This is a genomic window from Ruegeria sp. HKCCD7181, assembly GCF_057221055.1.
The window spans coordinates 1-24,347 of sequence record NZ_JBWVBC010000007.1 but is presented as its reverse complement, the minus strand read 5'-3'; the positions used below and the strand labels follow the sequence as shown (position 1 = coordinate 24,347).

20 protein-coding genes are annotated in these 24,347 nt (G+C 54.6%); 12 read left to right on the top strand and 8 right to left on the bottom strand.

Annotation, left to right across the window (positions count from 1 at the left end; all coding sequences use genetic code 11):
- The first annotated feature begins 17 nt into the window (after positions 1-17).
- Both AC2TCY_RS14370 and AC2TCY_RS14365 read left to right on the top strand, forming a co-directional pair.
- A complete protein-coding gene (locus tag AC2TCY_RS14370) occupies positions 18-626 on the top strand; it encodes a ferric reductase-like transmembrane domain-containing protein (RefSeq protein WP_480848324.1) in 609 nt (202 codons plus the stop codon).
- A gap of 893 nt (positions 627-1,519) precedes the next feature.
- Positions 1,520-2,794 (top strand): phophatidylserine decarboxylase associated domain-containing protein, encoded by a 1,275-nt coding sequence (locus AC2TCY_RS14365; RefSeq protein ID WP_480848322.1) that lies wholly within the window; start codon positions 1,520-1,522, stop codon positions 2,792-2,794.
- 30 nt (positions 2,795-2,824) lie between these two features.
- Here the strand turns inward: AC2TCY_RS14365 and AC2TCY_RS14360 are convergent, their stop codons facing one another.
- The 4 genes from AC2TCY_RS14360 to AC2TCY_RS14345 all read right to left on the bottom strand — a co-directional run bounded on the left by AC2TCY_RS14360 (position 2,825) and on the right by AC2TCY_RS14345 (position 6,673).
- Complete coding sequence (locus AC2TCY_RS14360) at positions 2,825-4,342, bottom strand: basic amino acid/polyamine antiporter (RefSeq protein WP_480848321.1); 1,518 nt, start codon at positions 4,340-4,342, stop codon at positions 2,825-2,827.
- Positions 4,343-4,712: 370 nt separating this feature from the next.
- Positions 4,713-5,015 carry an SH3 domain-containing protein gene (locus AC2TCY_RS14355; protein WP_480848320.1) on the bottom strand — a complete coding sequence of 101 codons (303 nt, stop codon included), beginning with the start codon at positions 5,013-5,015 and terminating at the stop codon, positions 4,713-4,715.
- 373 nt (positions 5,016-5,388) lie between these two features.
- A complete protein-coding gene (locus AC2TCY_RS14350; RefSeq protein ID WP_480848318.1) occupies positions 5,389-6,063 on the bottom strand; it encodes an ankyrin repeat domain-containing protein in 675 nt (224 codons plus the stop codon).
- A gap of 139 nt (positions 6,064-6,202) precedes the next feature.
- On the bottom strand, positions 6,203-6,673 hold the full coding sequence (locus AC2TCY_RS14345) for an aminoacyl-tRNA deacylase (RefSeq protein ID WP_480848316.1): 471 nt from the start codon (positions 6,671-6,673) through the stop codon (positions 6,203-6,205).
- 714 nt (positions 6,674-7,387) lie between these two features.
- Here AC2TCY_RS14345 and AC2TCY_RS14340 point away from each other — a divergent pair.
- Positions 7,388-8,437, top strand: coding sequence for a GFA family protein (locus tag AC2TCY_RS14340; protein ID WP_480848315.1), 1,050 nt, complete (start codon positions 7,388-7,390; stop codon positions 8,435-8,437).
- Between the two features lie 251 nt (positions 8,438-8,688).
- Here AC2TCY_RS14340 and AC2TCY_RS14335 read toward each other — a convergent pair whose 3' ends face one another.
- Positions 8,689-10,284, bottom strand: a complete 1,596-nt coding sequence (locus AC2TCY_RS14335) for a winged helix-turn-helix domain-containing tetratricopeptide repeat protein (protein WP_480848313.1) — start codon at positions 10,282-10,284, stop codon at positions 8,689-8,691.
- 134 nt (positions 10,285-10,418) lie between these two features.
- Here AC2TCY_RS14335 and AC2TCY_RS14330 point away from each other — a divergent pair, with 134 nt between their 5' ends.
- Both AC2TCY_RS14330 and AC2TCY_RS14325 read left to right on the top strand, forming a co-directional pair.
- The gene (locus AC2TCY_RS14330) at positions 10,419-11,396 is read left to right on the top strand and encodes a homocysteine S-methyltransferase family protein (protein ID WP_480848312.1); all 978 of its coding nucleotides are present in this window, start codon (positions 10,419-10,421) and stop codon (positions 11,394-11,396) included.
- 69 nt (positions 11,397-11,465) lie between these two features.
- Positions 11,466-12,008: a GNAT family N-acetyltransferase gene (locus tag AC2TCY_RS14325; RefSeq protein WP_480848310.1), complete on the top strand. Its 543-nt coding sequence runs from the start codon at positions 11,466-11,468 to the stop codon at positions 12,006-12,008.
- A 506-nt stretch (positions 12,009-12,514) separates the two neighbouring features.
- Here AC2TCY_RS14325 and AC2TCY_RS14320 read toward each other — a convergent pair.
- Both AC2TCY_RS14320 and AC2TCY_RS14315 read right to left on the bottom strand, forming a co-directional pair.
- A complete protein-coding gene (locus tag AC2TCY_RS14320; protein ID WP_480848309.1) occupies positions 12,515-13,012 on the bottom strand; it encodes a hypothetical protein in 498 nt (165 codons plus the stop codon).
- Positions 13,005-13,745, bottom strand: a complete 741-nt coding sequence (locus tag AC2TCY_RS14315; RefSeq protein ID WP_480848308.1) for a helix-turn-helix transcriptional regulator — start codon at positions 13,743-13,745, stop codon at positions 13,005-13,007. The genes AC2TCY_RS14320 and AC2TCY_RS14315 overlap by 8 nt, the downstream gene beginning before the upstream one ends.
- 598 nt (positions 13,746-14,343) lie before the next feature.
- Between AC2TCY_RS14315 and AC2TCY_RS14310 the strand changes: the two genes are divergently transcribed.
- From AC2TCY_RS14310 to AC2TCY_RS14285, 6 genes are all read left to right on the top strand, one after another.
- The gene (locus tag AC2TCY_RS14310; protein WP_480848306.1) at positions 14,344-16,458 is read left to right on the top strand and encodes a hypothetical protein; all 2,115 of its coding nucleotides are present in this window, start codon (positions 14,344-14,346) and stop codon (positions 16,456-16,458) included.
- A 128-nt stretch (positions 16,459-16,586) separates the two neighbouring features.
- Positions 16,587-18,542: a type I secretion protein gene (locus AC2TCY_RS14305; protein WP_480848304.1), complete on the top strand. Its 1,956-nt coding sequence runs from the start codon at positions 16,587-16,589 to the stop codon at positions 18,540-18,542.
- A 37-nt stretch (positions 18,543-18,579) separates the two neighbouring features.
- Positions 18,580-20,877 carry a type I secretion system permease/ATPase gene (locus AC2TCY_RS14300; RefSeq protein ID WP_480848303.1) on the top strand — a complete coding sequence of 766 codons (2,298 nt, stop codon included), beginning with the start codon at positions 18,580-18,582 and terminating at the stop codon, positions 20,875-20,877.
- A gap of 9 nt (positions 20,878-20,886) precedes the next feature.
- Positions 20,887-22,227 carry an HlyD family type I secretion periplasmic adaptor subunit gene (locus AC2TCY_RS14295; RefSeq protein ID WP_480848301.1) on the top strand — a complete coding sequence of 447 codons (1,341 nt, stop codon included), beginning with the start codon at positions 20,887-20,889 and terminating at the stop codon, positions 22,225-22,227.
- An 84-nt stretch (positions 22,228-22,311) separates the two neighbouring features.
- Positions 22,312-22,704, top strand: a complete 393-nt coding sequence (locus AC2TCY_RS14290) for a rhodanese-like domain-containing protein (protein ID WP_480848300.1) — start codon at positions 22,312-22,314, stop codon at positions 22,702-22,704.
- Positions 22,705-22,787: 83 nt separating this feature from the next.
- Positions 22,788-22,976: a hypothetical protein gene (locus AC2TCY_RS14285; RefSeq protein WP_480848298.1), complete on the top strand. Its 189-nt coding sequence runs from the start codon at positions 22,788-22,790 to the stop codon at positions 22,974-22,976.
- On the opposite strand, the gene AC2TCY_RS14280 is transcribed toward AC2TCY_RS14285, so the two are convergent.
- The gene (locus AC2TCY_RS14280; protein ID WP_480848296.1) at positions 22,977-23,777 is read right to left on the bottom strand and encodes an alpha/beta fold hydrolase; all 801 of its coding nucleotides are present in this window, start codon (positions 23,775-23,777) and stop codon (positions 22,977-22,979) included. It abuts the gene before it with no gap.
- Positions 23,778-23,823: 46 nt separating this feature from the next.
- Here AC2TCY_RS14280 and AC2TCY_RS14275 point away from each other — a divergent pair, with 46 nt between their 5' ends.
- Positions 23,824-24,198 (top strand): hypothetical protein, encoded by a 375-nt coding sequence (locus AC2TCY_RS14275; RefSeq protein WP_480848294.1) that lies wholly within the window; start codon positions 23,824-23,826, stop codon positions 24,196-24,198.
- Positions 24,199-24,347 lie beyond the last annotated feature (149 nt).

Genomic DNA, 24,347 nt, shown 5'->3' with positions numbered 1-24,347 from the left:
GGGTCGGGTCGAATTAGATGAGCCAGGCGCGCAAGGTATTGATCTGGAGTGCGCTTGCCATTGTGGTGCTCCTGCCAGTCGCGCTCGCGGGTTCGAGCCCGCTTCTCGCCTGGCGTCAACCTGTCTACATACTGGCCGGATTTGCCGGCGTCTTCGCCATGGCCATTCTGCTCATCCAACCCCTGTTGGTGGCGGGATATCTGCCGGGCTTGCCGGGTCCGCGCGGGCGCCGTGTTCACCGTTGGGTCGGCATTGGGTTGGTAGCTACGGTGATCGTCCATGTCGTGGGCCTCTGGATAACCAGTCCGCCAGATGTGATCGACGCACTACTCTTCACATCCCCGACGCCATTTTCCGCCTGGGGCGTTATCGCAATGTGGGCTGTATTTGGCGCCGCGCTGCTTGGCGTGTTTCGTCGCCGACTGCATCTGCCACCACGCAAGTTTCGTCGCAGCCATACGACTCTGGCGATGATTGTCGTGGTCGGAAGCGTGATCCATGCATTGCTGATTGAGGGAACGATGGAGGGGGTGTCGAAGGCGCTGCTTTGTGCCCTTGTCCTTGCAGCCACCGTGAAGGTCGTGTTTGACCTTCGGGTCTGGGTTGCACGGCCACCATCAAGCTGATCTGAAGAAATAAGGCGATTGCATCGGACTTTACGAAGGACGCGCAAGTTGGTGTCGCGTCAAAAGCTTTTGTCGACTTTGTTCCGCGATTGCAGACCCTGATGACTGACCAAATTCTGTGGTATGCGGCAATCTCCAGATATGGAAGCATTGTTGGTTGGAAATGCATGGCCTCGAATGGTGCCAGAGCACGCTGATGATTTGGTATTGGAGTGGTATCTAGGCGAATAAATGCCGCGCACGTAGCGGGTTTCCGCTACGTAAACATGCCCTCACTTTGCGAACCGGCAGAGTTACTCTATGTCGTTCAGAGCGTTTTGATGGGGGTCAAAATGAAGTTCAGTGCCTTAGAAGTTTTTTGTATTGCTTTAGCAAGCGCGGTTGCGGTGGCAGGGTTTGTGTCTGCCGCAAGTGCACTAATTTCTGCCATTTGAGGTTAGCAAGCAGAAAAACCTGCTGGCATTGCAACGCCAGGCACTAAAACGCCCGCGTTTAGCGAAGACAAAAGTCGAGAAAAGCATAGGCAGTTCAGATTGGACTGCTGGTCTTGGCTGGTGTTCTTTGCGCTGTTCCGAGCAGGTCAGTTGAGCTGCCCGTTGTGCTTCGAAACCTGTGCTATCCCAAGGCTGAGCAGCCGAAGCCGTCACTACAACCGGTTTGCTATCCTTCTTATCCAAATACTGAAAGCCAGGGTTCAGCATGATTAAGGAGTTTTTCAGACTTCAGGTCAGAGATTTAGCCAGACTGGTTGGCGGTGAACGACCGGTCTGGCAAAGCTGAGCTGCGCTTGAAGAGGTTGGAAGGTCTGGAATGGACCGATCTGCGACAGATCTGGCAGGTTGTGCTAGCCTTGCCTCAACGCGCAGTTCAACCACAGCAGAAAGGTCAATCTGATGTCCTCACGCGATACTTCGGTCAATGTGCATTACAAAGTCGGTAAGTGGTTGCCTTCGGATCAAGACGTTTTGGATGCCTGGTCTACAAAGATCGCAAGAAAAGCTGAATTGGACACCAGCCCACTTTTGCCCGCGGTCCAGAACCTCAAGACACTGATCGAAACGGACGCTAAAGCGTATATGTTCTTTACGCAGATGTTCCAAGAAGTACCCGAGGGCGAACAAGTCTCACCTTCAGGCAAACCGCAGGTTCGCGACTATGAGCACATGCTGCGTCTCTTCAACACGATTATGACCCATGCGCCTGAATTCAACGAAAGCGGGTTGGTGGGTTTCCCCTTTAACGCAATTCTCGATTGGTCGATGGCCAATATCGGAGGTTGGTCCGGCTTTCTGGACGACAAAATCGACGCCCATCTTCGGGCGATGCTGAATGAATGGGCAGTGTTTTTACAATCTCCGGAAAGCACCTCGGTCCTTAACGATGATCCCAAATCAGGTTGGTTCGGCGCCGATGCGAAGAAAGCCATGCCGACATTTGTTGAAGACTTTATCTGCGACCCGTCGCTGCCACATTATGGTTTCAAATCCTGGGACGATTTTTTTACTCGCCGTTTCCGCGAAGGTGTGCGCCCCATCGCTGGGCAAGGCGATGATGCGATCGTTGTGAGCGCTTGTGAATCTGCCCCATATCGCGTGGCGCGAGACGTAAAAATGCACGACAGGTTTTGGATCAAGGCGCAACATTATGCGCTGCAATTCATGCTCGACAACGACTCTTATGCAAGCCGCTTTGAAGGCGGAACGGTGTATCAGGCGTTTCTAAGCGCATTAAGCTATCATCGCTGGCATGCTCCGGTCTCCGGTCGTATCGTCAAGACGCGGTTGATCGAGGGCACGTATTACTCCGAAATCATGGCAGAAGGGCTGGACCCGGCGGGACCTAATGCTTCGCAGGGGTATATCGCCGAAGTCGCGACGCGCGCGCTCATTTTCATTGAGGCCGACAATCCCGATATCGGGCTGATGTGTTTCGTGGCGATCGGTATGGCCGAGGTATCTACATGTGATGTTACAGTCTATGAGGGTCAGCACGTTACAAAGGGTGACGAGATCGGCATGTTCCATTTCGGTGGATCCACGCATTGTCTGGTATTCGAACAGGATGTCGATATCGAGTTCGATTTGCATGGGCAATCCCCGGGACTGGACAGTACCAATATCCTTGTCAACGAACGCATCGCCAGGGTTGGTCCTCGAAAGGCATCTTGATCGGTGTGGCGGTCATCGCAGCCTTATGTCCTAAGCTGCATAGACCTGCGGTAACCGTCCGTCGATCAACATCCAGATTGCGGCTACAGCCAGCAGAAACAACGCAATTGCCGCAACCGCCTCGGGCCTGGTAAAGGCGCGCTCTTTCGGCGTGCCCGACCGTCGGGCCCAGTAGAAAACAGGGATACCTGCGGCATATATCACCGCTCCGGCCAGCATGAATTGAACGCCTGCGGCATAAACCAGCCACAGCCCAAAACCCGTCGCAAGCAGGCTGATGATCAATGCTGGCGTCTTGCCTATCTTCGCCGTTGACGGATACGAGCCGGATCCTATGAGCTTCCACAGAAAGGCTGCCGATCCGATATAGGCGGGCAAAATAACCACGCCGGTAATTGACAGCATCAGGTTCCAGGCGTTGTCAGAGAAATACACCAGAATGATTGCAGCCTGCATGATGGCGGTGGACACGATCAGCGATACCGACGCGATTCCAGCCGCGTTGGTCTTTGCGAACATCTTTGGAAAGGTTCCATCCTTGGCGCAGGCCCAAGGCAATTCTGCCACCAGTAACGTCCAAACCAGCCAGGAACTGAGTAATGCAATGATGACACCGACGTTAATCAACATCTCTCCCCACAAACCCACCAACGACCCGAGAATCGCTGACGTCGAGGGGGGCGCAAGGACCGACAACTCACCTTGCGACATGACCCCAAATGGTAGGACAGAAACCAATACAAACAGCACGGTTACGATAAAGTATCCCAGCAACGTTGCCCGGCTCACCGTTTTGGCATCCGAACGGTTGGACATGACCACCGCGCTTTCGATTCCGATATACATCCACAGGGTGACCAACATTGTCCCCTTGATCTGCTCGGCCACATTGCCCAGTGGTTTGTCCTGCCGTGCTTGATCAGAGACATTACCCCAGAAATCAGAGGTGAAGAGATTCTGGCTGAACGAGAAATAGAGGACCACGAGTAGGAACAGAGTAACAGGAACGAACTTGGCCACCGTTCCGATGTTGTTCAACACCGAAGCCCCCTTTACGCCCCGCAGCACAAGAAAGCACAGCCCCCAAATAATCGCCGAAGACCCCAACGTTGCCTGCCAGGTGTTGCCGCCTGCGAAATAAGGTGGAAAGAAATAGTTCAATGCGTCCATCAGCAGGATCGCATAGCCTACGTTGCCGAACGCCACTGACAGCCAGTATCCCCAGGCGATCAAAAACCCAGCCAGCTTTCCGAACCCTGCGCGTGCATACATGTAGATGCCGGAAGTCATTTCCGGGCGGATATCGGCCAGAACCTGAAAACTGCGCGCTAGAAAGAAGATGCCCAGGCCCGAGATTACCCACGCAATCAAGATCGCCCCTAGTGCCGCCGACTGCGCCATATTCTGCGGGATATTGAAGACACCGCCACCGAACATGGCACTGACCACCAGCAGCGTCATCGCAAAAAGGCCGAGCTTCTTGGGACCTGAGCTATTAGCACTATCGCCAGAAGTGGGTGGCGTGCGGGATGCGTTCTCGGTTGGCATCAACTCTGTCCTAAAGCTTAGCAGGTGACGGCGATTGGCCTGCCCGTGCATTTTCAGGGAAAATCAGGTTCTTCAGCCTTACTCTAAGGTTTTGCAGCTGTTGCGGAAAGCGTTCTTCGCGGGGTCCGCAATCAGCTCCATCGGACGTAGCGCCACGTGATCACTAATTTGCAGAAATTCGATTGGCGCGCGGTGTCATCAAAATGCTGTACCTGTGTCGCCAATTTCCATGGAGTTTAACGGGCCAATTCTTCGGTGGCCCGCAGGTCAGTTTTGTACACATGTTGAAAGATGCCATTAAAACAGAGAGTGCGTTCTCAGTCGGCCTTTCACAGGTACCGCTAAGAAGATAACGCGGATCACCGCTGCATCATAGTTTTCGCAAATACGCCCAAGAGACATACCCTTTGAGCCCACGTGCACGCTCCAAAGAAACGCGGCACCACCGTGTGCCGCCGGTCTGTTCGCAACTGTGAACACGCAAGGCGGTTCCGTTAGGAAGACCAACGATCACAATGAAGCCTGTTCCAGGCCCGCCACGCATTTTCAGCATGTCACCGTCTTCCACGCCAAAAACCTCGTATCGCCCAAGCGAAGCTGCCGCTGCAGGTTCAGCTTCGATCATGGCCCCTAGTAATAGTGCAGCAAGGGGTAAGAAGATTGCTCTGCGCATCGCGTTGTCCTGTTTGTTGCCTCAAATACAATCGTAGCGTTTCAGATCACCAAGAGGAACAATGCCATGACAAATCTGCGCGAAAATGCCAGAGCCTCAAAGCAATGATTGTCGCATCCGTCGACTATTACCGAGGTGAATGAAATGCGGCGCGATCGAACAAGATCCGGTTCGACCGGCTGCACAGCAGCATGCGACTGTTAGATGAATGTCGAATTGGGGCCGACCTAGAGCGAAGATAATTGCGTGAGACCCCGGCGAGACGCTCGTGATGGTACCCTTTCTAAGAACGTGAACTTGAATTGCACACGAACTCGGAAGTTTGTCATGCGAGCAGTACTGCCATTGGTTGCTTGGTCCCGTGGAGCCACATTCAGTTTTGTTGCCTTAGCCGCTCTGCCATCTCAGCAAACCCGCGGCTTTCAGCGTGATGGAGAGGCGTGACACCTTCCCGGTCGGTCAGCGTTCGGTCAGCCCCTGCCGCGAGTAGAGCGTTGAGCACGGCTTGGTGGTCTTCTCCCCCGTCGCCCAGAACCACGGCCTCCATCACCGCAGTCCAATGCAGATTGTTGACATGGTCGAGCGGCGCGCCGGCATCTATCAATCGTTGGACAACTTCGACATGGCCCAGATGCGCTGCTGCGATGAGCGCTGTACCGTCATATGGGCTGGTAGTCAGGCCAGGATCATTGCCAAGTTCGATCGCGAGCGACATCAGTTCTGGGTCGTCGGCCACTGCAGCAATCGTAACAACATCGTAAGCCTGTCCATCAAGTGCGTTCATGTCGGCCCCAGCTACAGCCAGTGCGCGAAGGGCTTTATCTTCCGAAGCGAAGGCTGCCACGTGTGCCGGGGTGCGGCCGTGGGAATCACGGGCATTGAGGTTGGCACCGTCTGCAGCCAGGTGCCGAATCGTGGTGACATCACCCTCCTGCGCGGCTTTGAAGAGCCCCTCATAGGCCGAGATTTCGTGAACCGTGGGCGCCATTTGCGCTGTCCCAGCAGTGGCGAGGCCGATCAGAAATGCAGTGACCGTGAGGCGAGCCATGGTGAATTTCTCCTTCTGGGTGATGCAGGTCCGCTCGTCGGTCGCGCGAACCGGATCGTAACCGCAAAGATAATGCAGGTTCGAGCTATGACCTGTCCTAAAAGGTCTGACACCAGACGGTTTGGTGTTTCCCCGGTGCTTAGTGCATGCAGCAGAAAGCGCCGTGTTTGACATCTTTCATCAACGTATCGAAATCCTTGCCGCGCATCTCAACCAAGGTTTTGTGGTCGCCTGCTTCGAACCAGATTTTGTCAAGTCCGGTGAGGCTGTTGTCCACGATGGTAGGCAGGTTATAGGCTTCGCCTACAGGTGGTACCGCACCGAGGGCGCAATCATCAAATAGATCACGCATTTCAGATTCCGGTGCCAAACCGAGACGGCGGTCCATCATCGATTGCAGGGCGGTGAGGTCAACCTGATGGTTGCTGGGAAGAACCGCGAGCATTGGGCCTTCCTCCATATGGATGAGGACGGATTTGGCAAGGTGATCACCAGGTACATGTGCCGCTTCGGCACATTCGCTGGCGGTTGCAGCATAGGGATGTGGGACAATGTCAAAGGGAATTCCTTGAGCGTCCAGATGGTGTTTCAGGCGAGTTGCAATAGTCATGGTGCCCTCCGGATCATCGAAGGCGCCCCGGCCGCGAGACGTGTCACAGTGCGCACCCAGGGCGCAATTTGGTGTGTGAGATCATATTGTGCGCTTAATGGGCGGGTCGGGCAAGAGGGCAAGGCTTGTTGTGCAATGGAAAGGGCTGGGGCGGGCTAGAGTTTTGCGATGAAAAGTAGAGCACGCGGTGCAGTTGCTTTATACGCCCAGCCCGTTGTGCCGATTTGTTGGTAATCCGTGATCGGCGTAAGGTACGTGAAAACCGTTGTTGTTTTTGTGGTGCGGGTACACAACCCCAAAAACCCTGGGTTGGGCTTCCAAAGTCTAATTCGGGGAACGGCAACGCACAAAGCAACACATCGCTCGATGACCGGTTTGGGTCATCTGCGAGGACCTATTATCCGCGCGTGCTTCAGCAAAAAAGGATCTTTCCCGTCTGCCTACGCGACCTGCGCTCTAGGCCGTGCGGCACGGGCAATTGGTCAGGAAATTGGCGACATGCACGGTGGTTTCTCAACACGACTACACCCGCCTCGACACCAACCCGACATTGACAGCTTTTTGTGCCAAAGGATGCCGCGGCGCATCCGAGGCCTGCAGTGTGTCCAAAGAGAGCATGCCTGATGAATTAGGCACCCAATTCCTATGCGGAGCTTTAGCTGATAAACTCTGCATTAGAACTCCAGCACACCGACTGATCAGATGGAAGCGAAGATGGAACGCAAGCTAGCAGCTATTATGGCCATTGACGTCGTGGGATTTGCCGGGCTGGTATCGCGGGATGAGGCCGGAACTCTCAAAAGGCTTGAAAGCCTTCGGCGCAACGTAATTGGCATGCAAGTTGAGGCTAACCGAGGCCGCGTCTTCAAGTCACTTGGAGATGGATTTTTGGCGGAGTTCTCCAGCACCTTAGAAGCGGTAAATTGTGCTGTCGGCATTCAGAAAATGTCTTCGCTTGAAGCCCGGCAACCTAACGAAGCCCAGCCGCTTTTGCTTCGAATTGGTGTGTCTTTGGGGGACGTTGTGATACAGGATGATGATCTCGTGGGGGAGGGTGTCAATGACGCCGCACGACTGGAGGCAATGGCCGAACCAGGAGGCATCGCCGTATCCAGCGAAGTTATGAATCAGATCAAAAATAAGGTGGAGCTTCCCCTTGAGGATTGTGGGCACAAACGCTTGAAAGACTCTGATGCTCCAATTCATGTGTACATGACGCAAGCAAAGCCTGGGGTACAGGGCGGTTTTTTTGATTTCGATGAAGATGACATTGCAAAAACGCTTATAACAGGAGGCTGCCTTTGCGGTTCCGTCCGCTACGAGATAAATGCGCCACCGATCAGCGCCGGTTATTGCCATTGCAGTATTTGTCAGAAGTTTTCGGGATCAGCGATGAGCACGTGGACCGCATTTCCCGCGTCAGCCTTGAGCTTCGTAAATGAAGAGCCGCGCTATTTTGCGTCATCTCCGATAGCGGAACGCGGGTTCTGTTCTACGTGCGGCGCGAGCTTGACCTACAAACTCGTGCGGCCACGCTCAGCCGCATACATTGTTGTCTTCACTTCAAGCCTGGATAACCCGAGAAGTCACGCGCCTGCAGCTCATAACGGGATTGAAAGCCAGATGCCCTGGATTGAAATCTTGGATGACCTGCCGCGCACCCAGTCCTCGGAATCCAGAGTGTTGCAAGAAGCATGGTCGAGTGTTGGCTTGCCAGATCCAGTCACATGGGGGCCACTGGCAAAGCCATCGAAAGTCTTCTGAGATACAGTTCAGTTGTCAGCTATCTCCATATGTGTTTGGCAGTCGGAGGATCGCTTGGCCTTCTGACACCGCTGTTTCATCATTCGTGCCGCGGTTCCCTAAAGCGAATTGATGTCAGCCTGGTTCGCAAAATGCCAAGTCTTTTTCTGCATCGCGCTACCGGCTTTGGGGGCCAGCACACCACGTTCGGTTTCGCCTTTCAGCCATTCGGTGAAAGGAAGAGATAGGGTATTCTAGGTCCATGTAAAAACTCAGATATCCAGCGCTGTTAGGGCTTCTACCAACACCTGCCGGAAACGGAGACTTGAAGCTGGAACCAGCGCTAAAACGTGTTCTTTCCGAAGGTCAGGGTTTCTGCGACGGGCTTCAGTTACCCACCAATGTGCTTTCTCAGGGTTGTCGTTCAACCAATGGCTCATGGCTGTAAAAAAGGCCATGCCGGCATGCGCCCATGGTGTGCGTGCCGCGATCTCTGCCCATTTCACGGCGGACTCATAGTCCTCCTGCGCTATGTACACCCACATTTTGTTACCGGTCATGCCAGGGCGAAACGGGTCAATCGGGCTCAGATCGATTGCTTTGTTGGCGTTTCCCATTGCGCTGTTGAAATCGTCCGTGAAAACACTCGCCCAACTGGCCCCATAAAAACCCCATGTGTAATTGGGACAGGCCTGAATCGACTGAGAAAACCACTGTTTGCTGCCTTCGGGATCGTGGTCAAGCCAGTGACATCGTCCCATCATGAAATTTGCAAATGGATCCCGTGGTTGCAGCGACAGGCTTTGTTCCGCAAATCTGCGTGCGCTGTCTGCCTCAGCCGAATATTCCGGAGTGTAGCGCATGAACGCGTTCTGAAAGCGAACGAATGCCATCCCTGCGCTGGCACGTGCCAACCGCGGATCCAGATCGATTGCTCGACCTAGCATCACCTGTGCCATCTCATTGCCTTTGCGGCTGAACTGGCTCATGTAGTGAAACCCTAAATGCATAGCGGACCATGCATCCAGGTTCTCGGCGTCTACGGGTCCGAGCGACGTGGTTTCATACTGCGGGATCTCAAGTTCCGCTACCATAATCACATTGGCTGCGATTTCGGCGCGCAGCGCGTGGATGTCGTCGATATTTGCGCTTTTTCTCAGCGCCCAAATGACTTCGGAACTGCGTGTATCCGATAGCTCCGTGTCGATTGTTATCTGGTTTCCTGTCAGTTCAACGACGCCCGTCAGGCAGTAACGTGCGTTCAATATATTATTGACCTGTGCCAGATCGACCTGTTTCCCGCGGAACTTAAACGCTGAGCCATGCGAGACGACTTTGATCCAGCGCAGGCTGGCCAGCGTCATAATCAGTTCCCGAGGGATCGCTTCCTCGATGGCTTCAAACCTGTCCAGGTCGCCATTTCTTTGAAAGGGCAGCACGGCGATCGACGGTTGGACGTCAAGACCGACCGGGTCCTCTTCGACGGCATGATTCTCACCCGAATTTGGTTCCGGCCGAGATTCACTGCGGGGCGCGGCCTCGGCGCGAAGAATGACATCTCCGGCAAATCGAAAACCGTGACCACGCAAAGTACGAACCAGGTTTGGGTCTTGTCCGGTTTCTGTAAGGACGCGCCGAAGATCCCTGATCCGACTGGAGATGGCGTCTTCGGATACGATGCGCCCCTTCCAGACTTTCTCCACGATCTCATCGCGGCTGACGACGCGATGTGCGTTTTCGACCAGCAGACTCAGTAGGTCGAATACCTGGGGTTGCAAGTGAACAGGCTGCCCGTCGCACAGTAATTCACGGCGCGATACATCAAGAAGAAAAGGGTCGAACGAGTAATTCACGGCGGTAGCCCGCATTAAGAATTCTGTCTCTCAAGCATAGTGGGATAAAGAATCCTCGCAATATCCCGGAAATCTCCAGCTTGGCTCCCAGCAACGTAACCGCATCCACACTAGTGCTGACGGATCGAAACTTGCCGAGGGAGGCAACTATGCCCGATCACGTTACAAGCCCCACCCATCCGGTTCTGCCACTGTCCGGTGAAGGCTACTTTCTGACAGATGGCGGCATCGAAACTACGCTCATTTTTCATGACGAAATTGATCTTCCGCTTTTCGCATCATTCGTTCTGCTGGAAACGGAAGAAGGGCGAAATGCTCTGATCAACTATTTCGAACGTCACATCGCGGTCGCTCAGGCTCATAAGCTCGGCTTTGTTCTGGAAAGCCCAACATGGCGTTCCAGCCGGGACTGGGGGCAGAAACTGGGCTACAGCGCTGACGATCTCGACAGGATCAACGCTGATGCGATCTATTTGATGCGCACTTTGCGCAATCGGCACGAAAATTCCGTGTCCCAGTTGGTGATCAGCGGGTGTGTCGGGCCGCGTGGAGACGGTTACGTGCCGGGAGAGCTGATGGCGGCCACCGAGGCCAAGGATTACCACGCGCCTCAAATCGCGGCCATGTCCAAGGCCGGAGCAGACATGGTTACTGCAATCACAATGAACAACACGCCTGAAGCGACAGGCATCGCACTGGCTGCAAAAGAGCAGGGCGTGCCAGTAGTCATCGCATTCACTGTAGAAACGGACGGCGCGCTTGCAACCGGCCAATCTCTGGCCGATGCAATCCGCGAGGTGGACGAAGTCACCGGAGGCTACCCGATCTACTTCATGGTCAACTGCGCGCATCCTGATCACTTTGAACATGTTCTGCGCGAAGGGGGGGATTGGCTGCACCGTATCGGCGGCATCCGAGCGAACGCCTCTCGCATGTCGCATGCGGAACTTGATGAAAGCGAAGTTCTCGACGACGGGAACCCGGCAGAACTGGGCGAAGATTATCGCAGGTTAATGGAGATTTTGCCGAACCTGCGGGTGCTGGGCGGGTGCTGCGGTACTGATCATCGCCACGTTGATGCCATGGGTCGGGCTTGTACGCACGCTCATCACGTTGCTGCGCAATAGCATTCCATAGAACCGAAGTGATCCGGGCACATGCCCGGATCAAACAGTATTGCAAAAGGAAATCCCAAAATGAATTTCTCGATCCGCCCAGTTTCTTCAGAAGATACCAAGTCTTTGGCAAAGGTCCTTTCGGACCCAACGGTTATGCTTGGAACGATGCGGTTGCCCTTTGTTTCTGAAACGCTTGTTGCAGAACGCACTGCCGCCGTGCCGGGAATCTACCGGCTGGTCGCAGAGACGGAAAAAGAGGTTGTCGCATACTGCCAGATGAGCACTTTCCCCGATGTTCCGCGCCACAACCATGTTGGTGAGATCGATTTGATCGCTGTACGCAGCGATTTTCAGGGGCATGGCATCGGAAAGGCGATGATGAATGCATTGCTTGACCTAGCCGATAACTGGCTGCAACTGGAGCGTACAGGGTTGCTTGTCTGGTCTGACAACGCTCGGGCAATTGCATTGTACAGTGCTTTTGGTTTCGAGGTTGAAGGCACATTGCGGCGATATGCCAGACGTCCTGGAGGGTTCGCCGACGCACACACAATGGCCCGGTTGACAGATAGCCGTGAGAGCGCAGATTTGGAGTTCAGCGAGAATCTGGAACGCGCCTGATGCACCTTGTCAAAGCTTATCGGCATCTTCGACGCGAGAAGTGCAGAGATTGCCGATACGCCTGACAATGTCTCAGCTACTTCTTACTCGCGGAGAACGGTGTCTATTTGCAATCACTACCTAATTTTTCCCGAAAGGGGCCGAGGTGCAGGTCAGCAATTAGACCAACAATACGTTTGACCAGGTCCCCGTGTTACTTGCAGGGCGGACCGAGTTTAATGGCACCGTATTCTGATACAATCCCGCCATCGGAGGCTTTGGAATAGCAAAAGAGAAACGGACTAATTGCTGGACTTATCTGCTAGGAAGGTCGAGGCAATTATCAGCGTCCGTTTAAAAAAGTGCGCGGTAAGCTCGACCTGCCCGCACAAGAGTTTGTACGACAGAATGGTGGTACTCCACGCCTGATCAACGGCTAAGTGAAGCTTATTGTATCTAGCCTCAGGACCCATTGATTTCCGGAGCGCGCAACGCGCGCGTATTATCTTCAATTGATCAAAGCATAGTCAGACAGGGTAGCCTAAATTTCGGATCAACTGCCAGATGTCGCGATTGGCGGCGGACAGTTGATCGACCACATCTTCGATTTCCTTCATCGCCTTGTCATCAACGGTATCTTCGCGCCCCAGTTTGATATCGGTCTTGCGATCGGCAATGCGCATCAGAATGGTCTTGGGGTTTCCACTTTCGGGATCGAAAGAATATATACAATGATTGTATTTGTTCCGAATAGCAGACAGGCGGGCGAGACGTTGAGTGTGTTCCAGAATGGGATCCCTCACGTCAGATGACCGCCCTTCCATCTTGGCGAGGCGTTCGACCAAATCAATTCGCGCACGCGTCGTGTTAAGGGTCAGAAAAATGATGACAGCTACGTCCTTGTTTGCTCCGGTCAGGCCCGCAATCAGGTGGATCAGCAAACTTTCGGTATTGGTCCACATGTAATTGAGCCGACCAACCAGAAGGATCAGCCGGTCGAACCGAGTTTCGAATGTGTCAGCCACGTAACTGCTCGTTCGGTGAAACCTCGAAGTAGAAATGCGCTGCCGCAGTTCGGTTGCCTACCCCGATTTTGCCCGAGACATTGTGGAGGTGCAGTTTTACGGTGTGTTCGGTAATGCCCAGTTTCGCGGCAATCATCTTGTTGCTTATGCCTTGTGAAACCAGCTTCAAAACCTGTTTCTCCCGAGGCGTCAGTGTGGAATACAGCCGTATCTTTTTGGTTTCTGTTTTACGCAAAGGGGTTTGTTCAGGCTGCGGACCCGGTGCATGCGATACGCAATCGGCCATAAAGCTGGGCAGGTGCAGTTCTTCATGCATCAACAGGCGCAGAATGGCACGCCAGACATCCGGCGCGACATTCATCGGCAGATACCCAATGTCGCCGAAATGCTGCCTGTCCCAATGTTCAAACAGAAACTGGGCCGAGCTTTTCTTGCGATACGCAAATGCCAAGCATCCCGCCGCCGCTACTTTTGTATAGTCTGAGGGGCGAGCCAGCAGATCTTCAAGCAACATCTGATCGACGACGATTATACTTTCGACTGGGCTTTGCTTGCCATTCTCTGAACGAAGTGTGTCCAGGCTGTCATACCGAGATGACAGAACACCGAATTCGCTTTGCACACTTCTCAGTGTTTGATTGGAAAAAAACAGCTCTTTTCCAATAAAAATAACGGACAATTCCGCAGGATAGCCATTGTGATTGCGGGCGTCGTTATTCAATGAATCAATCATTGCTTCCTTCCCCACTAACAAACGTTCCCTTGGTCAACAAAAGGGAGATATTTAACCGGTGCAGGATGTTCAAAGAGTTCCTAAAATGCGCGTGCATTATAGCTGAATGTGCAGAAATCGGCAACAAACCGTAATGGTTTTTTGTCGTGTTTTAGAACTATTGGCTAGGGCAAAACTTTCTCAGGAATTGTAACCCAAGGATAAGTTTGAATTAATTCCGATATCTGGCCAAATCTCTCGAAACTAGCCTGAATGACCCATGCTGACCGGGGCGTGGTTAAAAAAGTTAATCAATTTAGATGGTTGGTGAGATTTATGCTTTTGGTCAGCTAGTCATGATGCCGCGTCACTGCAACGATGAACCGGCTTCAATTTTGGAAGCGTCCTTGAACCTGACCGGTGAACAGACCGCCAATTTCGCGGATTCTTAAGAGGTCACGGAATCGGCTTGGCCGAGAAAGGGGGGTGCAGACAGAGAAAAACTTCAACGGCAATCGCGCATTAATTGATGTGCGGCTGCATTTCATTTTGTTCAATCGCGCTTGTTATCGCTTTGTAGATGAATGGCGGTCTGGCGCTCGAAAGATGGAAATTTATTATGAGACGCAATACTAATAATACAAATGTCACGACCGTCGACGAAGTAAATGTCGAAAATCTGGATGCTGCGTTTGAGACCGACGTTGAGATCGCAGAGGCCACGATTGAGGCTGACCTGACCGCACAACAGCAACAGCAGGATCAGGCCGTAGAAAACACCAACAACAATCAGGATGAGCAGAACCAGGCTCAGGCCCAGTCGACCGAAGTTGGCAATGAACAGGGTCAGGACCAGAACCAGGCTCAAGCACAGAACCAGGCTCAGAATCAATCCAACGTGAATGGTGGCGATGACAGTAACGACAACTCGAACTCCAATTCGGTCAACATTGATTTTGGTGGTGGCGAGTGGATTCCGCGAGACGACGACAAGGTCGACGTGGACGTAAGCAAAGGTGGCTATGTCGGTGGTGATGTCATTACTGCCGGTGATGCTCTGGACTACGACCCTGGCGACGACCTCAATCTAGACATCTCACTCAACGGTCGTGGCAATGATATGTCTTCGATCAACAAGCAGTTGGCTAATCTGAGTGATGATGACACGTTGTCAAGCGCGTCAGTGTCAAACAACTCCGGCTTCTACCAGTATGGTGACGCCAATGGTGGCACTGCCAAAGCTCAAGAAGGCATTAAGACCTCTTCTGAAGGCGGCAATTCCGGTAGTGGCGGCAGTACTTCCGGTGGTTCGGCGTCGACGAATACCTATGGCAGCCATGCGCTGGGCTTTGGCGGCAATACCGGTGATGCGGGTGCAAGTTCGCAAGGCGGCGCCGGTGGCGCGTCAGGAAATGCGACCAACTTGAGCGTGGGCCTGGGATTGTCCGGTGCGGGCGCAGACGGTGACAGCACCGGCGGTAAAGGTGGCGATTCCACAGGAACATCCAACGCGAACAATTCCGGCACCTCGGGCGTCGATGCTGACGGTACCGGCGGCACTGGCGGAAGCGCGGATTCGTTTGGCCTTGGTCTAGGCCTTGGTCTTTCGGGATCGAACGCGAACGGTGATGCAGACGGTGGAGACAACGGATCCAGCTCGGGCGCGTCGGGATATGGCTCTGCTGGCAATTACTCTCCAGCTAAGGGCGCGAATGGTGGTGATGCCGCCGATACCACGACGGGTTCGACAGCGAACTCCAGCGACGCGGACACCGAGGCCAATAACGCCACGGCTGGCGACAACACGGCGGCTGGCACAGCCAGCAGTCCAACCAGCAGCACTGCCGATGGTGAAGGTGGATTCTCGGCCTTGGTCGAAGAAGCCATCATGGCGCTGCAAGAAGAAGTTGGGCTGATAGACGGCGGTGACGGAACCGGCGGTACGTCATCTGCAGAATCTACGGCGCAAGGTGTTGGTGATCAATCGACCAGCGGCCCGGACATCAGCCAAAGTCCGGGTGATGTGAATGGTACAGCCAGCAACGCTCAAACGACAGATACGGATGGCGGCGCAGGTGGTTCCAACTCATCGAACGGTACTGCGACCGGTACAGGTTCCGGGACGTCGATGGCCGACGGTGTCGCAGGTGCAGGTGGCACGACCACACCGACCTCGACCTCGACCGGCAGCGGCGCGGGATCGGCCGATGCGGCCAATACCGCGGGAGCAGGTGGTGCAGCTGACGTTATGGGCGATTCTGCGACGACTGGCACAGCAGATAGTCTTGCTGAAGCCATCGCCGGTTACGGCGGATCCGCCAACAGCGACAATGACGCCACGTCGACCGGATCGGGTAGCGCAACTGGCGCAGCAAGTTCAGGTGCAGGCGGAGCTGGAGGTATGTCCGCGTCAACCGGTGGCACCAGTGGGTCCTCCACAGGGACCGGCACGTCGGGTGACACCTATGGTGGCCAAGTTACTGGCGGCTTTGCGGCTGGCGCCTTTTCGGGCGACGGTGGAGCTGGCGGACACAGCGGAGCTTGGGGATCTAACAACGGCGGTGACGGTATCGTGACCGGCGAGTCCTACGCCTCGGCGGCGGCTGTGGTCGACACTTCGGCCTTTAACCAGACGATCGTTATGGGCGCTAACGTGCTCGGCAACTCGGTCGATACGACTATGGTTGGCGGTTCGATGACTTCGTCTTACGCAAGCGACGATACCGACGTCTAAGACCAGTTTCGGGGGCCGCATTCTCGGCCTCCGTTTTAACAAGAACGCCGGGGCCGTCTTGTCGGCCCCGGCACAACAAACCCAGATCCGGAAATTTCTGGCCGGTGACGGAGATAGGGATCATTGACATGTCTCTCGACAGTGTTACCGAAACGATTGCTCATTTTGTTGGAACTTTTAATCTCACGATTGAACAAGCCCGCTTGAGGGATCAATACGAAGAATTCACGGCGCTCCGGCGTAAAGTAGAGCTTGAAGAGCTGGAAGATCCAACGGTTATCAAGATCGGAGCAAATCTTGACCCCGATCCAGGTCATTATGATCCGCTTCCATATCGTTTCCAGCCTCCTCCAGCCGATCAGGAATTACCTTCTCCATCAGAGGGTCTCTATACCGAGGCTTCCATTTCAATCGGTTTTCCATTCCTCCCAGAGATTCAGTTGCCTGATAGCGAACTGATCTCGTCTGGCGAGTTTGGTGTAGTTATTCAGCAGCCGCAGATCGTAGTAGAGGTGATCGGGTCGGCAGTTACGTACACGTTCCAGACATTGTTCCTGAGCGACAATGATACGCTCGGGTCAGGCGATTTTCGCGACGCGGAAACACTGATGGCGCAGGCTGAGGCAATGTTGGACGTGGCAATGTCTTTGCACGGGATATCCGCGCCGTCATTTGCGATTTCGGATTACCTATCAGCCGACTTTGTCAAATCGCTGGCCGAGGAAATGCTGTCTCCTGTTACGGCTGAGGTCGAAGGGGTTACCATCTACCAGTTCCACGGCGACGACGCAGTTGGCATCATTGTCAACGGGCAACGTGTCGATGAGGCTCCGGAATGGAGCGATCTTCTTCCCGCATATCATCAGCCCGATGAACCGGAAGACGAAGATTCTGCACCAGATATGACTCCAGCGGAGTGGGATCAGGGTGATGACCCGGAATTTGTCGACGGTCATACCGTTGTCACCGGCGGAAACCTCGCAATCAACGAAGTGGCCGCGACAATTGCGTGGGTGGATGCTCCGTTTATCGCGGTTGGTGGGCAAGCGATCAATCTGACTATGATCAGTCAGGTCGCGGTCGTCTCGGATTACGATCAGGGCAATCCCGGCAGCGGATCGGGTACCAATATCGTTCAATCTTCACAAATCAAGACCGAGGCGAAGGCAGCATCCTGGTTGGACACGACCGCAAATCCTGGCGGTCAGCCTTCTAAGATTCAAATCGATTGGATTCAGACCGATCTGATCGTGTCGAATTTTATCCAGCAGACAATTGACGCCACCGATATCGACCACATTCAAACTGAAATCACTGCCGCCTCGACTATGTACACAATGGGCGCCAACCAATTGGTGAATGTGACTGATATCGTGCAGCTGGGCAGCTATTATGACCTCATCATGATCGGCGGAGACATGGTTTCGGTCGACATGCTGTTCCAGACTCTCGTGTTGATGGATGACGACGTGGTGACCGGGGGAATGCCAGGACCTGCGGGCGGCGCCGATGACAATTTGCTGATGAATCAGGCATCTTTGACAACGCTTGGAAAGGATACCGAGGCTGCTGTTCAGAAAGACATGGCTGACGCGATGGCTATCGCCAACGCGGACCTTAAGGCACTTGAGGACGCTCTGCTGAACGATCCTATGTTCGCGGGTATGGAACAGATGCGAGTGCTCAAGATCGACGGGGATCTGTTGCAGTTGAATATCGTTGATCAGGTTACGATGCTGGCAGATCAGGATGATATTCACCTGACCGGGCCAAATTCAGCCCAGACCCAAGTCATAGCGGGCAGCAATGCGATGTTGAACGCAGCCAATATTACCAAATCCGGAGTGGATTCCACGGTAATGGCAGCGAACGGAACATATTCGGATCTATTGCTTCATCAGGCCAGCCTGATCGACGCGCCTCAGACTGACACTGGCTCGGACTTGGCCAACGAAGCGGTTGCCTTCCTGATAGACGATACAAACCCGATGGGGGCTCAGGCAGATGTTAATCAGACCGGCCCCGTTCTGACACCGTCCGAAGCGACAAGCTCTGCTGATGGCCTGCAAACCATGCTCGCCTGACTTTCCCAATTGTTACGAGTGACTCAAAGGTTTTTCCATGTCGATTTGTTTTTCGTCGCGCCGCACCCGTTACGCCAGTCCGCTGGACCGCCATGGGGGTGCGCAGGCAAACACGTTGAAGTCTCAGCTAGAAGGGCAATCCACAAAGCAGGAGGACACGCCGGCTGATAAATTGAACCTGCGATTGACCAAAGAGATGCGTGTACCAGCCACCGAGCAAAGCTCTTTGAAACCTGCCCAAGCACGCGCAGATGTCAACACCGTACAATCCAATGAGGCCGAACAGGCCGAGCAGTCCCCGAGACCGAAACGCATTGATCCGGCGGACACAAAGCAGGTGCCGCCAAAGACTTCAGAACAACAGATGCACGCTGGCTCTCCCCAGCAGCGTGTACAGCCGCAACCTGCCACCGACGATTCCTGTGCGGGCCGCGGCAATGGGGTGGCCGGTGCCGAGACCTCGGATCGTGATACCACCGACCAATCGACCGCGCGCATGACCCCCTCTGCGCCGTCCGAAGGCGGAGATCGCATGGGCACCACGATCGAGGCCAAGGCGAACGAACCGTTGTTGCGTCCGGGATCGGGCGGCGGTGACGGTAACGGGCCACCCCAAACTTTCCATAAACGCACCCCGCCTGAGGATTTTCAGAAGACGCTGCGCACGTCACTGCGAGCGATCTGGCGCAATCTTGCTTTTGTGTTGGTGCTGACTTGCGCCACGAATATTCTAATCCTCGCTATCCCGATTTATCTGTTCCAGATCAGCGATCGCGTGCTGACCAGCCGTTCGCTGGACACCCTGATCATGCTGACGGCAATTGTCGCCGGGGCGGTGATCTTTCAATCTGCCTTTGACGCAGTGCGCCGTTTCATGTTGATGCGCACAGCGGTCGAAGTCGCCGCCCGGTTGGGCGCACCGGTCCTGAGCGCGGCGGCACATGCCTCATTACATGGGAACGGGCGCGAGTATCAGACATTGGGTGACTTGCAGCAGGTGAGAGGGTTTCTGGTTTCAGGTACGCTGATCTCGTTTCTGGATGTCCCGTTCGCACCATTGTTCATCCTGATGATCTTTCTGGTGCATCCGCAACTTGGGATGATCGTTGTGGTGACCGCGCTACTGCTGATGATCATCGCGGTGGTTAACCAGAAAACGACGGCAAAACCCTTTGCCAAGGCCAATCGGGCGCAATCCATGGCAAACCAGCACCTGGATTCCATGTCGCGCAACAGCCAGATCATCAACGCGTTGGCGATGATCCCTGAGGCAGTGCGTATCTGGGGACGCGACACCGCGCAGTCCCTGACCTGGCAGGTGCGCGCGCAGGATCGCAACGTCATTTTTGCTGCTATTTCGCGTGGTGTGCGTCTATTGACACAGATCGGAATCCTGGGATGGGGGGCGTTTCTGGCTTTGCAAGGTGAAATCACCGGCGGCATGGTCATCGCTGCCTCGATCATAGCGGGCCGCGCATTTGCGCCCATTGAAGGGTCCATCGAAGGGTGGAATACTTTCTTGCTGACGCGCGGGGCTTTTGGCCGGATCAAGGCGTTGCTGTCGAATTCAGCCCTGCAATTCGAAAAGTTGCGTCTGCCGCGCCCTGAAGGCCGGTTGGATGTGGAACGCCTGCTTTATGTACCCGGCGGCACCAAAAGAGTGGTTTTGAACGGAATCAACTTCTCTCTCAGTCCCGGAGAATCTCTGGCTATCATCGGCAACTCAGGTGCAGGTAAGACCACGCTGGGCAAAGCGCTGGTTGGTTCGGTTCTTCCGACGTCGGGCAGCGTGCGGCTGGACCTGATGGATATCCGCAACTGGGACTCACGCCAATTTGGGGAAAGCATCGGCTACCTGCCGCAAGACGTGCAGCTGTTCCCCGGATCTATCAAGGACAATATTGGTCGCATGCGCGCCGATGTCACCGACGAACAAATACACGATGCGGCGGTATTGGCCGATGTCCACAACATGATCGCCACGCTGCCAGAGGGATACGAAACCGTAGTCGCCGCAGACGGCGCACCGCTGTCAGGCGGACAAAAGCAGCGCATCGCATTGGCGCGGGCCTTCTTTGGTAATCCCCAGATGGTTGTTCTGGACGAACCGAACTCGAACCTTGATGTGGCGGGGGACAAGGCACTGTCACGCGCGATCAATCAGGCCCGGGCAAGCAAGATCACCGTGGTCGTGATCACGCAGAAACCAACACTTCTGAACGTGGTGGACAAGATCATGCTGCTGACGGACGGACGCGTTGCGCTGTTCGGTCAGCGCGATCAAGTGCTGCAGGAACTCAGCGGTCAACGGCGTAAGCCCGAGTTGCAGGGGTAGGGGGAGAAGATGAACGAACTAGTACGAACCGATCAACCGAACCTTTGGTACTCTGAGGTCCCGCGCTCGATTAACAAACTCATTGTCGTCGGAATTCTATTGTTGGTCCTGTGTTTCGGGGGCTTTGGCGTGTGGTCTTTTAGTGCACCGCTGGCCGCTGCGGTCATTGCACAGGGCAGTTTTGTCGCCACAGGCCGCAACAAGATCGTACAGCACCTGGAAGGCGGCATTATTGAAGACATTTTGGTAGCAGAAGGCGAGGCAGTCGAGGTCGGTCAGGTCTTGATGACGCTGGACCAGACTTCGGCTCAGGCCAATGAGCGGGAGTTGTTCATCCGCAAGATCCGATTGCAGGCCATGACCGAACGGCTGTTGGCCGAGCATAGCGAACAGGAGCAACTGGCTTTCTCGTCTGCTCTGATCGAAGCCTCAAAGGATGTCGAAGTGATGACAATTCTCGACAGCCAGAAGCTCAGCTTTAATGTGTCGCGCAAGACTTTGCTAAACGACATTGCCTTGCTGGAACGCAACATGGAGGCGCTCAGAATTCGCGCTTCCGGTTTCGAGGCGCAATTGTCCAGCATGAAACGTCGTTCGGAAATCTTGCAGGAAGAATTTGATACGAAGAAATCATTATTCGAAAAAGGGTTAGTGCGCAAAGGTGATGTGAATACCATCCGGCGCGTTCAGGCCGAGGCCGAGGGACAGTTGGCACGCCTAAGTGCTGAATCGGCCGAAGTCAGTCAGATGCTATTGAAATATCAGGAACAGATTTTGCGTACCCGGTCTGCTTACCGCGAGGCCGCGCTGGACGAGCTTGGCGTGATCGAAGCTGATCTGGAAAGTGTACGAGAAAAGGCGCGTCAAGCTCGTAGCGTGCTGGATCGCGCGGTAGTGCGTGCGCCGGTGACCGGAACGGTTGTTCGATTACATCACCACACTCCGGGTGGCGTTATTGAAACCGGTGAGCAAATAGCTGAAATTTTACCAGCCGACGCGCCGCTGATCATCGAGGCCCAGATTCCACGTACAGATATCGACAGCGTTGTCACCGGGCAATCCGCAACAGTGCGTCTGGTGGCGCTCAATCAGCGCACGACACCGGTGCTGAGTGGCGAGGTCTTTTACGTCTCGGCCGACGCGTTGCTTGAGGATTCGGCTGGTGTCCCGCAAGAGGTTTACTTGGCGCGAATATCCCTGTCGCCCGACGAAATGGAACGCGTGCGAGGTTTTATTCCGACACCCGGAATGCCCGCCGAAATCATGATTCAGACAGAGGAAAGGACGTTTGCGGCCTATATCGCCAAGCCGATAGTCGACAGCATGTCCCGCGCTTTTCGGGAGCACTAATGTGAGAACCAATTGGCCAAAACGGCTACATCTTCCATTAATTGCATGTTAGTTTCCCGCCAGATCAGAACTGGGGGAGTGCACATGCCGCTGACGGTCAAAACTATGCTCGAGGCAGCCAACGCCGTGGTCGAACGCATCGACGTAGGTCGGGCGAAAAACCTGCTGGAGCAGGGTGCACTGCTTCTGGACGTGCGGGATGCGCCTGAGTTGGAACGGGCCGGTCGAGCCGTCGGCGCACATCACATCCCACGCGGGATGTTGGAGTTTCGGGCGGACCCTGATTTGCCCTCCTACGACGCGGAGCTGCGTAAGGATCGACCGATAATCCTGCATTGTGCCTCGGGAGGACGGGCTGCGCTTGCGGGTAAGCTGCTCAAGGAGATGGGGTATGAACAGGTCTATAACCTTGGCGGATTCGCGGACTGGGTAAATGGCGGCGGCAAGGTAGTCGGCCCGATAGATGCAGGGATGTAACCCTTTGATCTGACAGAGATCAAAGAAGAAGTATTCAGCTGTCGTTATGTGATTCCCGAGTGTCACAAAACAGGACGTCGGACATGTTACGCCTTGCTGCTATGCTGTATTCTTTGATTGCCACTGCTGTGGCAGGGACGGCTGTGATCGCGGTCTTGTCGGCAGGAATGGTGTCAGCTGTCGCCATTCTGGCGGCCGCCGGGGCAGGGGCCGTAGTGGCCGCGCCAGCATCCTGGCTGGTGGCAAAACGCCTGTATCAGGGTTCCGCGTAATCAGGCATTCAGGAAAGCCCTGACTGCGGCCTCAAACTCTCTCGGTTTCTCGGCGTGAAGCCAATGCCCCGCGCCCGGGATTTTGGCGAACTTGGCAGCGGGAAACAGGCTGCGAATGCGGTCTCTGTGCTCGGGCAGCACATAATCAGATGCTGCCCCGGACAAAAACAGCGCCGGGCCATCCCATGTGGACGTTATGTCCGGAAAGCCCATGATCTTGGGCATTTGTTCGGCCAGAACATCCAAATTCAGGCGCCATTTCTTTTCTTCGGTATCCAGTGATTGGGTGAAAAAGCTCTGCAGTGCTTTCTCGACGCCCAACTCGGACAACTGTTCCTGAGCGTCCGAACGTCTCTCAACACGTGACATATCAACGGCACGCATCGCTTCGATAAACTGAATCTGGCTGTGACCATAGGAAACGGGTGCGATGTCAGCAACGACAAGCTTGCGCACCATATCCCCATGTCGAAGCGCCAATACCATTGCGGATTTGCCACCCATGGAATGTCCGACCACGTCAGCTTGACCGCCAACACTGTCGATCACCTCGGCCAAATCGTTCGCCAAACGAGGGTAATCGTGGTCATCGTTCCAAAAACTGTAGGCGTGATTGCGCATGTCCACTGCAATCACCTGCCGCTCGTCCGAGAGCCTGCGGGCAATAACGCCCCAGTTTCGAGCGGAGCCATAAAGCCCGTGGGCAATCAGCAAAGGGGGGTTCTGTGTCGGTGTTCCATGAATGATCGTGTTCAGCATAACGCCGTGATACCTTTCGCCGCCTAGAACAACCAGCCCCATTGTCGACGGTCCCGCTCGCAGCTACATTGCCCCTTCAGGAGGACCAATGTCGCAGGATACCGATATTCAATCCCGGATCTCTGAGACGATCCAGTTGCTGCGCAAAAAGCTTGGCGTGCGGGACAAGACATTGGCCGCGTCGGTCCGCCGTGCGAAACGTCGGCTGCCGCGTGCTGTGTACAAGCAAGCTCAGATTCTGGCGCGGGCTGAACCGATGATGGACCATCCAAGGTTGCGATTGGTACTCGACACGCCTGCTCTGCAAAAAGCGTCGGACGATGTACAGGCCCATCTGAAATCCATTGATCTCAAAGATCGTCGCTGGGGCTGGTTTCTGAGTGTTGTCGGTTCGATGGCGTTCGGGTTTTTGGTTCTTGCAGCGCTTGCGCTAGTGGTCATGCGATGGCGTGGATTTATCTGAAGAAACAGCCGAGGGTTGCACTGCAAGCCGATGTTATAAAATGAAAACAGCGCCCGATACGGGCGCTGATATTGTTTCGGATTTTTCGAACCAATTACAGGTTCGGATACAGGGGGAATCGTGCGCAGAGGTCTGCGACTTCGGCTTTG